6 protein-coding genes and 1 pseudogene are annotated in these 11,061 nt (G+C 62.0%); 1 reads left to right on the forward strand and 6 read right to left on the reverse strand.

Going from position 1 to position 11,061, the window contains the following annotated elements:
* Positions 1–67 precede the first annotated feature (67 nt).
* The 5 genes and pseudogenes from AC3WWR_RS14275 to AC3WWR_RS14295 all read right to left on the reverse strand — a co-directional run.
* Complete coding sequence (locus AC3WWR_RS14275) at positions 68–1,054, reverse strand: lysylphosphatidylglycerol synthase domain-containing protein (protein ID WP_020800588.1); 987 nt, start codon at positions 1,052–1,054, stop codon at positions 68–70.
* Positions 1,041–2,336, reverse strand: a complete 1,296-nt coding sequence (gene clsB / locus AC3WWR_RS14280; RefSeq protein ID WP_033043460.1) for a cardiolipin synthase ClsB — start codon at positions 2,334–2,336, stop codon at positions 1,041–1,043. Before clsB ends, AC3WWR_RS14275 begins: the two co-directional genes overlap by 14 nt.
* A complete protein-coding gene (locus tag AC3WWR_RS14285; protein WP_033043461.1) occupies positions 2,333–3,130 on the reverse strand; it encodes an endonuclease/exonuclease/phosphatase family protein in 798 nt (265 codons plus the stop codon). Before AC3WWR_RS14285 ends, clsB begins: the two co-directional genes overlap by 4 nt.
* Positions 3,127–4,053: a DUF72 domain-containing protein gene (locus AC3WWR_RS14290; RefSeq protein WP_020800591.1), complete on the reverse strand. Its 927-nt coding sequence runs from the start codon at positions 4,051–4,053 to the stop codon at positions 3,127–3,129. Before AC3WWR_RS14290 ends, AC3WWR_RS14285 begins: the two co-directional genes overlap by 4 nt.
* 125 nt (positions 4,054–4,178) lie before the next feature.
* A pseudogene (locus tag AC3WWR_RS14295) lies at positions 4,179–4,307 on the reverse strand (MFS transporter); the annotation flags it as partial.
* A gap of 78 nt (positions 4,308–4,385) precedes the next feature.
* Between AC3WWR_RS14295 and AC3WWR_RS14300 the strand changes: the two are divergent.
* Entirely contained in the window at positions 4,386–6,515 is a 2,130-nt protein-coding gene (locus AC3WWR_RS14300; protein ID WP_492598811.1) for a mechanosensitive ion channel family protein, read from the forward strand.
* A 113-nt stretch (positions 6,516–6,628) separates the two neighbouring features.
* On the opposite strand, the gene AC3WWR_RS14305 is transcribed toward AC3WWR_RS14300, so the two are convergent.
* The gene (locus tag AC3WWR_RS14305) at positions 6,629–10,933 is read right to left on the reverse strand and encodes an Lhr family helicase (protein WP_492598812.1); all 4,305 of its coding nucleotides are present in this window, start codon (positions 10,931–10,933) and stop codon (positions 6,629–6,631) included.
* Positions 10,934–11,061 lie beyond the last annotated feature (128 nt).

The raw sequence follows: 11,061 nt of genomic DNA on the forward strand, positions 1-11,061 counted from the left end.
GGCTCGCTCCCACAGGGGAATGCATTTCAAATGTGGGAGCGAGCCTGCTCGCGAAGGCGTCCACCCATTATTTGGGTTTTTTCGATATCCGCAATGACTTGGCCTTGGCCTCCACCATCAGGTACATCACCAGCGTGATCAATAACGGCAACAGGAAATAAATCGCCCGATACGCCAGCAAACCCGCCACCAGGCTACCCCGCGATGCCTCGTGTTGCAGCAGCGCCACGAACACCGCTTCCAGCACACCTAGCCCTGCCGGAATGTGGGTGATGACCCCGGCGATGGCGCTGATCAGCAACACGCCAAGCACCAGCGGATAATCCAGTTTGCTCGGTAGCAGCGTGAAAATGACCGCGGCCATCAACGACCAGTTCAGCGCCCCCAGGGCCAGTTGCAGGACCGCCATGCGCAGTGATGGCAAGTTGATTTCGACCCCGCGGATCGCCCACTCGCGGCGTTTGGAAAACTGGCAGGCCGCGAGATATCCCGCGCTCGCCAGCAAGAGTAAAACGCCCACGCCTTGCAGCGCGCCGCTACTGAGTTTCCAGCCTGGCGGCATGCGCACCAGCCCACTGCTGAACACCGCGCCGGCAATCACCATGTAGCCGAACCAGTTGGTCGCCAGGCTCAGGCCGAGGATTTTCGCAATGTTGGCCTTGCTCACCCCGAGTCGCGAATACAGCCGATAACGCATGGCGATGCCGCCCACCCAGGCGCTCAGGTTGAGGTTGAAGGCGTAGCTGATGATGCCCACCGGCAGGATCTGTTTCCACGTCAGGTCCTGGCGAATGTAGGTTCGGCCGATCAGGTCGAAGCAGGCGTAGACCAGGAAACTCATCAGTGTCAGCCCTGACGCGATGATCAAGGTGCGTACCTTGAAATCGGCCAGGGTGTCGAGCACCTCGTTCCATTCGATGCGCTGGGCAAACATCGTCAAGAGGACGATCAGCGCCAGGAAAAACAGCATTGTCAGTGGTCTTTTCCAACGACTCCAGCGCGATTTCGCCGGGTGCTCGGCGTGGGACGCCGCGTGTGTTTCAGTGCGGCTCATGTTGATCGCTCCCGGTCGGTGGGGTGAACGTTTTCAAGCGTGGTTTGTGCGCTGGCAGCCAACCGGCCCATGCCGGGAAATGGCGTAGGAAATGGAACACCAGAAAGCCCACGGTCATGTGCCAGATGCGCCCGCGTGGGGCCTTGTCCACCGACATGGCCTTGCAATGGTTATCGCTGAGTTCTTCAAGCCGGTCGAACAGGTCGCGGTTGAACGCGCGGTCACGGATCAACACGTTGGCCTCCAGGTTCATCGACAGGCTCAGCGGGTCAAGATTGCTGGAGCCAACTGTGCTCCAGTCTTCGTCCACCAGCGCGACTTTGCCGTGCAGTGGCCGGTCGCAGTATTCGAAGATTTTCACCCCGGACTTGAGCAGGTAGTCGTAAGTCATACGCGCTGCCAGTTTGGCCACCAGCATGTCCGGCTGACCCTGCAGGATCAGGCGCACTTCTACGCCGCGGCGCGCGGCGTTGCGGATTTCGCGCAGCAACCTGTAGCCTGGGAAGAAGTAGGCGTTGGCAATGACCACGCGCCGCTGCGCCGTGCGCAGCGCCAGGCGGTAGACCTCTTCGATGTCGGTCGCGTGCTCGGCGTTATCGCGGTACACCAGTCGTACCTGACCGTCGTGATCGGTGACGGCCAATTCCGAACGCCGTTGTCGACGCCGTTGCCACCAGTATTTGGCGCGGGCCGGGCGACCGCATTGCAGCAGGGCAAAGTGGTGAATGTCGGCCACCGCCGGGCCTTGCACTTCAACCGAATAATCCTGCTTGGCTTCGGGGCCGAAATCGGCCAAATGATCGGCGGAGAAGTTGATCCCGCCAATGAACGCAATCGTCCCGTCCACCACCACGATCTTGCGGTGCAGGCGTCGGAACCAGTTGGTGCGGATGCCCAGGCGCTTGGGTGCCGGGTCGAACATCTGTAAATGCACGCCAGCACCGCTCAGGGCGGAAAGATAATCGGCAGTCAGTTCTCCGCAGCCAAACCCGTCGAAGCTGGCAGTCACGCGGACACCCCGTTGTGCCGCCTCGATCAGCACCTCCTTCAATTCTTCACCGACTTTGTCCTCGAACACAATGAAGGTTTCCAGGAGGATTTCGGTGGTGGCCTGGCGCATCGCCTCGAACACTCTAGGGAAATAGGCTTCGCCATTTTCCAGCAGTTGGACCCGATTGTTGCCTTGCCAACCGTACTCGACGTCGACGGCTGCCGGCTCGCTAATGGGCGGTGCGGCAATGGTTCTTTCCAGCGTGTTTTTTTCCATCGACGGGATGCTCATAGCTCGATCTCCACCGACAACGGTGCGTGATCCGACAGGTGTGACCAGGGACGGTTCGCCAATACCTGCGGATGGCTGGCCTTGAGGTTACGTACGTAGATACGGTCCAGGCGCAAGGTCGGCAATCGCGCGGGGAAACTGCGCGCCGGCTTGCCGTGGTGCTCGGCGAACACTTCGCGCAGACCACAGGGCTGGAGCAGGGCATCGGCGCGTTGGCGCCAGTCGTTGAAATCACCGGCGACAATCACCGGGGCGTCGCCTGGCAACGACTCAAGGCGGCGGCCCAGTAACTTGAGTTGTTCATTGCGATGGGTTTCGCGCAAGCCAAGATGGACGCAAATGGCATGCACCTCCGGGCCCTCTCCCGGCAGGCGCAACACGCAATGCAAAATGCCGCGGTTTTCGTGTCCGCTGATGGACACGTCGAGGTTGTCGTGCCGAACGATCTGGAATTTCGACAGCAAGGCGTTGCCGTGATCACCTGCCGGATAGACCGCATTGCGTCCGTAGGCAAACTGCGGCCAGAGGGTGTCCGCGAGGAATTCGTACTGGGGCATCGCTGGCCAGTTGTCGTAGCGCTTGTGGTGATGCTCGTGGGTGCCGTGTACCTCCTGCAGAAACACCACGTCGGCGCAGACACTGCGCACCGCCTCGCGCAGTTCAGGCAGGATGAATCGCCGGTTCAACGCCGTGAAGCCCTTGTGGGTGTTGACCGTCAGTACGGTGAAACGATGCACCGTGGTATCGATGGTCGCCTGCTCGTCGGTGGTGCCAACCGGGTCGGAAACGCTCATGGCAGCACCCCTTCCGCAGCGGGCTCACCGGGGGCGGTGAGCAGCTCTTTGTCGAGGTCGAAGCGTGCCAGCAAACGGCGCGCATCGAAGGGCGCGCGGACCTTGATGTCGTTATCGAAGTAGCAGAAAACTTCTCGAGACTTTCGCACCCTGGGTTTGAGGCGAGGTGCGATCAGGTGGGGATCAGCCGGTTGCCGACCATGATGCCAGGCATCGATCCGGTCACCCCAACGCTTCAGTGCCTGAGGGGTGTAGCCACTGGCGTAGAGCTCTTCGGCACCGTGCAGGCGCAGGTACACGAAGTCGCTGGTGAGGTCTTCGCGATAGGGCCATTTACCGGCGGTGTCGGCAATCACCAGGGCCGTGTTGTAGCGTTTGAGCAGGCGGACAAATGCCGGATCGATGAAGCTGTCGTTGCGGATTTCCACGGCATGGCGCAAGGGCTTTTTCTTGCTTGTCTTAAGGCTGGCGTGGCCGTTCACATGGGCGTCGTGCTGGCGGGCAAGGGCAGCGGCCTGCTCCGTGTCGTGGGGCAATTGCTCGAGGAAGCTCTCGAACAGTGCGGCGTCGAATTTGAAGTTGGGCGGAAACTGCCAGAGAAACGGTCCGAGTTTTTCCTTGAGTTCCAGGACCCCGGAGGCGAAGAAGTTCGCCAGGGGTTTGTGGATGTCACGCAGACGCTTGATATGGGTGATGAAGCGCGGCGCCTTGACGCTGAACACAAAGTGCTCCGGGGTTTCGGCATACCACTGGGCATAGCGTTCTGGCCGCTGCAGGGCGTAGAACGACCCATTGATTTCGATGCTGTTGACTGCCCGTGAGGCGAATTGCAATTCGCGCCTCTGGGCCAGTCCCTTCGGGTAGAAATCCCCCCGCCAGGGCGTGTAGCGCCAACCTGAAATGCCGATGTGAATCGCCGCCATGTCGCCTCCCGTCTGACTGCCCCCTGATCTTTTGATGACTGCCAGAGGTTGACGAAAGTTTCGGTGGGACTACGGACGGTATGCATTTCATACATCACCGCAATACCCGTTGGGGCCGGTTTGCTGGCGATCGCGCTGGCGGCTTTTTCCTTGGGCACTAGACTGGTGGCGATTGTCGAGCCAATCGAGAAAAACACCCCGTGCGCCAGGCCGGTGACGATCCGCGACAGGATCAGCGAGTAGCCCGGCGCTTGGCATTTACCGGCCAACACCGAACTAGTCCGGCATTTCTCGATCAGTTCCTTACAGTCCTATCCAAAGGAGCGGATGCCTTGATCAGGCTCAAGACGGCGATATTAATGGGGGCGCTGTTGTTCTTCGGCAGCGAGGAACTGGAAGCAGCGGCGATACCGGGTGTGCCGGCAGCGGCCACCGCCGCCACACCGCCGGCACATCCTCAACCCTTGGTTCAGGGCGGCTTGCTGGGCGCCATCAGTTCAAGCATCGATGGCATCCAGGACAAGCTCAATTTCAACAAGGACCTGCTCGACGCCTGGCGTCTGCGCGCGGATCGTGCGGCCGATGAGGTGGATCAATTGGTCAATCGTCCATCGGCCCGCTCGAGTTGGAGCGTGGCGGCCGATTTCCTGCTGCTGACGGCGGCGTGGGCAGGTGTCTTCGGCTTGCTCTGGATGTTCAGCAAGTTCTTGACCGAACGCCTGTGCCGTCATCGCTTGCTGCTCAGTCGAGAGCGTGGGCAGGCATTGCTTGGGTATGTCTTGCCCTACAGCCTCCCCGCGGTGATCAGCCTGCCGTTGACGATCTATGCCAGCCAGTTCATGGCTTTGTCAGCGGGTCGGGCGCTGGCGTTGTGTTTTGCCTATGCCACCAGCAGTGGGGTGTTCGCGGCGTCGTTGGTGATGTCCCTGGTGGTGCTGTTCAATGTCGGGCACAAGCGCCGGGCGGTGCAGATCATTCGCCAGGACAGCCCGCGGCCGCTGTTCGCGATCGGCTTCCTGGTCGCCCTCAGCGACGCCTTGACCAGCCCGCAGATCGCCCATCAACTGGGTAACAACCTCACCAGCAGCATCGCCGTATTTACCGGGCTGGCGGCCTCGATTTCCTTTGGTTTGCTGGTGGTCCGCATGCGCCGTCCGGTCGCTCACGTTATCCGCATCCTGCCGCTGGCCCAGCGGCGGGCGCAGCCGGCGTTGCGCGAAACCCTGCGGATTTTTTCCGGGCTCTGGTATTGGCCGATCCTGTTGATGGTGCTGGTGTCTGTCATCAACTTGATCGGCATTGGCGATGACAACCAGCAAGTGTTGCGCAGCGCGCTGTTCACCACGGTGCTGCTGATCGCGACGGTGTTTCTCAGCACCACGTTGCATCACTTGTTCAAGTCCCGTAGCGAATCCGACGTGCGCCGCAGTGGCGCCTACAAAGAGCGCTTCCTGAGCCTCTCCCACGCGTTGTTGCGTATCGCCATGGCCATTGTGTTCATCGATATCCTCGGACGAATCTGGGGCGTATCACTGTTCGATTTTGCGGTCAGCAATGCGGTAGGGCGGGCGATCAGTGACGCGGTGAGCCATATCGGCTTGATCTTCCTGGTGACGTGGATGGTCTGGGTCGTGCTGGACACGGCGATCCAGGAAGCCTTGAAACCCCCGCTCAACAAGCGCGGGGCACGCCAGCCTAGTACGCGGGTAAAGACGATCCTGCCGTTGCTGCGCAATGCGATCAAAATCATTTTGGTGGTGATCTGCGCTATCACCACCATGGCCAATCTGGGAATCAATGTTGCGCCGTTCCTGGCCGGTGCCGGGGTCATTGGCCTGGCCATCGGTTTCGGTTCCCAGCAACTGGTTCAAGATGTAATCACCGGGTTGTTCATCATCATTGAAGACACCCTGTCGATCGGCGACTGGGTGGTGCTCGATTCCGGGCATGCCGGCACGGTCGAAGGCCTGACCATTCGCACCCTGCGCCTGCGCGACGGCAAAGGGTTCGTGCATTCGGTGCCCTTTGGCCAGATCAAGGCCGTGACCAACCAATCGCGGCAATTTGCCTACGCGTTCTTCTCCGTGCAGTTCACCTATGACACCGATGTCGACAAGGCCATCGAACTGATTCGCGAAGCCGGGCATTCGATCAGCGACGACCCGTTCCTCAGGTACAACCTGCAAGGGCCGCTGGATGTGTTCGGCGTTGACAAGATGGACCTCAATGGCGTGGTCTTGACGGCACAATTTCGCACCGTGTCGGGAGGGCAGTATGCGGTGAGCCGTGCATTCAACCAGCGTTTGAAAAAGCTTGTGGATAACAGTCCCGAGGTGCATTTCGCGCAGACTTATCCACAGCAGGTCTTGATGCCGAGGCAGGCGGTGGAGCCTGTGCTTGATGGGGCGGCTGAGCCTGGGCATTCGGCGGTGATGATGCCGGATCGGCCTCGCCCCCAATAAATTTGTCGGTTGTGATGGCCCCTTCGCGGGCAAGCCCGCTCCCACAATGGATTTATGTACACCGGTCCAATGTGGGAGCGGGCTTGCCCGCGAAGGGGCCGGATGAGACAACATCAATGCCGGATAAGCTTGCTCTGCACTTCAGCCATAGCCCGTTGATCCAGCTCCAGCCAAAAACACGGCTTGCCAGCGATCTGCGCAGCCACCGGCAAACCATCGCGATACACCAGTCGATTACTCGCCAGCGCCGGCACTTTCGCACCGGGCAGCAGGGTGCCGGCGAGGTTCAGCGGATCGACCCCGCAGACTGCGATCAAGCTGCCGTCGTGGGGTCGACGCCGTACTTCGCGCAGCAGTGGAATAGCCTCCGGCAGTGCGAACTGTTCACCCGCCAATCCACTGACAAAACGCCCGCCCCGAATCTCGCCCCGCGCTTCCAGCCGATGGAAGGTGCGCAGCAATTCCCGCCAGCTCGGCAGCCAATCGGCCTCACGTTCGAGCAATCGCCAGAACACCACACCGTAGCGGCGCAACAAGGTCATGGCGATGTGTTCCAGGGTCTCTGCGGGTGTTGGCGTCGGTCGCGGATTATCCACCACTGGCGCGGCAGTCCCACGACGCAACAGTGCCCAGCGCCCGGCATCGTCCATGCCGCCGACAAAGGCCCCGCGCCCGCGCCGGCTACTACGCTGCTGGCGCTTGCTGGCCGGGGTGATCAGTGCGCGCAGGCCGGCAAAGCTGTCGGCGTTGACCAACCCGGCACCGACCAGTTCCTGCAGGGCGATTTCCAGTTCCGTGCGCAACAGGTGGGCTTCATGAATCAGCTCATCGAAAAACAGCGCGCCGTGCTGGCTGAGGGCGGCGTGAACCTTCTGTGTCTTGGGCGACAGTTCGCCGACCGGCGTCTGTTCGGTCAAGTCGCTCCAGAGACCGACCCGCTGACGCGGCAACAACACGATCGGCGTACTGCGCAGCGCGGTGCCGGTGCTGCGGTTGCGTGGGGTCAACCGGGTCCAGACCAGCTTGCCGCTACGGCAGGCATCATCGAGCCAGGTGGGCGAATAGTCCTTGAGCCTCGCGGGCAGCAGGTCGCTGTCCCAGGCCGAAGCTGCAGCGGGGTAGCCTTCGAACTGAGCACTGATGGCCGATAACATCGAGCTGCCCTGGCCTCGGGTGGCGTTGGACAGGTGCTGCCAGTCGAACAGAAATCGCATGAAATCCTGCAAGGCCACGGGCTCGATTTCCCGGCGCAGGCGCTTGACCGTATAGCGGTGAATCCGTGCCAGCAGGTGTCGCTCGCACCACTCATCTTCAGTGCTGCCCGGAGTGAACCGGCCGCGCAGCACGTAGCCTTCGTGTTCGAGTAGCGCCAGCGCCCGAGTGACGTGTGTCGCTGGCAATTGGAGCGGCTCGGCGATCGCCTGCAGCGGCAATGGACCAAACGCGCTGAGCCGTGCGCGAATCACTTCAAGCACCGCGTCGTCCACTTCCCAGTGCTCATCGAACCCCGGCAACGCTTCCAGCGCTGGCATCAAGACAGCCTGTGGATAAATGGCCCGCAGGCAGGTCAGTCGTTCCCGCGCCAACCAAAGTGAATGGCTGATGCGGCAGGCGCGGCCGCTGTCGGCCAGGGTGTCCAGCCAATCGAGCCATGGGGCGTTGGCGCTGGCCTCGGCCTCGGTGATGCACGCCAGGCTCATCAACGCCTCGTGCATTTCATCCACACCGCTGGGTGTCGGCCAGGCTTCTTCGCGCACGGCAGCAATCGCCTCGACATCCAACGCACCAAGGTCATCGGTTGATTCTGGCTCGCTCCAGCGTCGATTGATAACGGCTTGTGTGCGGCGCTCTTCCAGTGGCGCGTCGTCAAGAAAAGTGTATGGCCGGGCGCTGAGTATTTCCGCCGCCAGCGGCGAGGGTGCCGGCAGGTCTCGGCTGATCAGGCGGACCTCACCGCGCTCCATGCGCCGCAACAGCGCCAGCCAGCCTTCACTGTCCATGGCGTCGTGCAGGCAATCATCGAGGGTTTGTTCCACCAGCGGATGGTCGGGGACTTCCCGTTCGCCGACCAGGTTTTCCACGCAGGCAATCTGATCCGGAAACACGCTGGCGATCAGGTCTTCACTTTTCATGCGCTGGATCTGCGGCGCGACCTTGCGCCCGCCGGTATAGCGCGGCAACGCCAGTGCCACGCCGGCATTCCAGCGCCAGCGCACACCGAACAGCGGCGCGTCGAGCACGGCCTGGATCAGAATGTGTTGCGCGCTGTTGCTGTGCAGATAGTGCCAGACCTCATCGAGTTCAAAGCTGTGGCTGGTGGACAACGACAAGACGATGGCGTCCTCGCTGGCGGCCGCCTGCAATTCGAAATTGAAGGTGCGGCAAAAACGCTTGCGTAGGGCCAAGCCCCACGCGCGATTGATGCGGCTGCCGAACGGGCTGTGGATGATCAGTTGCGTGCCGCCCGACTCATCGAAAAACCGCTCCATCAGCAGCGTGTCTTGGGAGGGCAGGGCGCCGAGGGACTGGCGCGCACGGGCGAGGTATTCGACCAGTTGTTCGGCGCTGGCCAGGTTCAGGCCGAGGTTGTCGGTCAACCAATCGAGGCTTGGCTGCAAATTGCCCGGCGTGGCGCCCAAGAGCTCATCGAGTCGGGCCTGCAGGCGCGCTACGGCAAACGACAGTTCAGCACTGCGCCCCGGGGCTTCGCCAAGCCAGAACGGGATCGTCGGCGGCTGGCCCTGAGCGTCTTCGACCCGGACCTTGCCGGTTTCGACCCGCAGGATCCGGTACGAGGTATTGCCCAACTGGAACACATCGCCAGCGATGCTCTCCACCGCGAAATCTTCGTTGACGCTGCCGATATTCAGCGCTTGCGGCTCCAGCAATACGGCGTAGTCGGCGTTGTCCGGAATCGTCCCGCCGCTGGTCACGGCCGTCAGTTTGGCGCCGCGACGACCACGCAGGGTACGGTTCACGGCGTCGCGGTGCAGATAGGCGCTGCGAATACCCTGACGCCCGTTGTAACCCTCGGCAAGCATGCGCAGCAGCGCCTGATAATGTTTTTCGTCGAGCGCGGCATAGGGCGAGGCCTGCCGGAACAACGCCAGCAAGGCGTCCTCTGGCCATTCCTGGCAACTGACTTCGGCGATGATCTGTTGCGCCAGGACATCCAGCGGTGCCTCGGGGATCAGCAGGGTGTCGAGCTCGCCCCGGCGCACGCAGTCGAGCAGCGCGACGCATTCAATCAGGTCGTCGCGGGTGGTCGCGAACAAACGACCCTTAGGCGTGCCGCCGACCTGGTGTCCGGAGCGTCCAACCCTTTGCAAAAAGCCGGCAATCGAGCGCGGCGAGGCGATCTGGCACACCAGGTCGACGTCGCCAATGTCGATGCCCAATTCCAGCGACGCGGTGGCGATCAACACTTGCAGCTCGCCGCGCTTGAGCCGCTGTTCGGCGTCCAGGCGAAACTCCTTGGCCAGGCTGCCGTGGTGGGCGGCCACGGCGTCCTTGCCCAAGCGTTCGCTCAGGTGCCGACTCAGGCGTTCGGCCAGGCGCCGCGTATTGACGAACACCAGCGTAGTGCGGTGCTCGCGGGCCAGGGCGGCCAGACGGTCATAGACCAGTTCCCAGACATCGTTCGCCATCACCGCCGACAGCGGCACGGGTGGAACCTCGATGCCCAGATCTCGTGGGCGGGCATGGCCGATGTCGATGATTTCGCAGTCCCGATCGCGGCCGACCAGAAAGCGCGATACCGCTTCTATGGGTTTTTGCGTGGCCGACAGGCCGATGCGCACCAGCGGTTCGGCGCACAACGCCTGCAAGCGTTCCAGGCTCAGGGCCAGGTGGCTGCCGCGCTTGCTGGCGGCGATGGCGTGGATTTCGTCGACGATCACCGTGCGTGCGGTGCCGAGCATTTTTCGGCCTGAGTCGGAGCCGAGCAGCACGTACAGCGATTCCGGGGTGGTGACCAGAATGTGCGGCGCGGTCTTGCGCATCGCCGAGCGGTCTTTTTGCGGTGTATCGCCGGTGCGCACGGCGGTGCTGATGCGCAACTCGGGCAGGCCCATCACCCTCAACTGTTCGCTGATACCGGCCAACGGGTTTTGCAGGTTGATCTGGATGTCGTTGGACAGCGCCTTGAGCGGCGAAACGTAGACCACCAGGGTTTCGTCAGGCAAGCCTTCGAGGGTTTCCAGGCCACGGTGGACCAGCTCGTCGATCACGGCGAGGAAGGCGGTGAGGGTCTTGCCGGAACCCGTGGGTGCGGCAATCAGGGTCGAGCGGCGCTGGCGGATCAGCGGCCACGCCCGGGCCTGGGCGGCGGTGACCGTCGCGAAAGTCTTGCTGAACCAGGCGCTGACGGCGGGGTGGAAGCCGGCCAGGGCACTGTCTGCGGGGATGGGCAGGTTCATGGTCTGATTTATGCGGGTGACTCAGTGAAGATGCAAGTACCGCTCAAGACCTTTGCTGGCCTTTAGGGCCCCTTCGCGAGCAGGCTCGCTCCCACATCTGTCTCTTCTCCACCCCTCCCCCCTCCCAC

The organism is Pseudomonas sp. EB271-G4-1 (genome assembly GCF_058791355.1).

What these genes read in the sequence shown, in the direction of transcription:
- AC3WWR_RS14305 (WP_492598812.1), bottom strand. Translation starts at nt 10,933, where the DNA reads ATGAACCTGCCCATCCCCGCAGACAGTGCCCTGGCCGGCTTCCACCCC.
- AC3WWR_RS14285 (WP_033043461.1), bottom strand. Translation starts at nt 3,130, where the DNA reads ATGAGCGTTTCCGACCCGGTTGGCACCACCGACGAGCAGGCGACCATC.
- AC3WWR_RS14290 (WP_020800591.1), bottom strand. Translation starts at nt 4,053, where the DNA reads ATGGCGGCGATTCACATCGGCATTTCAGGTTGGCGCTACACGCCCTGG.
- clsB (WP_033043460.1), bottom strand. Translation starts at nt 2,336, where the DNA reads ATGAGCATCCCGTCGATGGAAAAAAACACGCTGGAAAGAACCATTGCC.
- AC3WWR_RS14275 (WP_020800588.1), bottom strand. Translation starts at nt 1,054, where the DNA reads ATGAGCCGCACTGAAACACACGCGGCGTCCCACGCCGAGCACCCGGCG.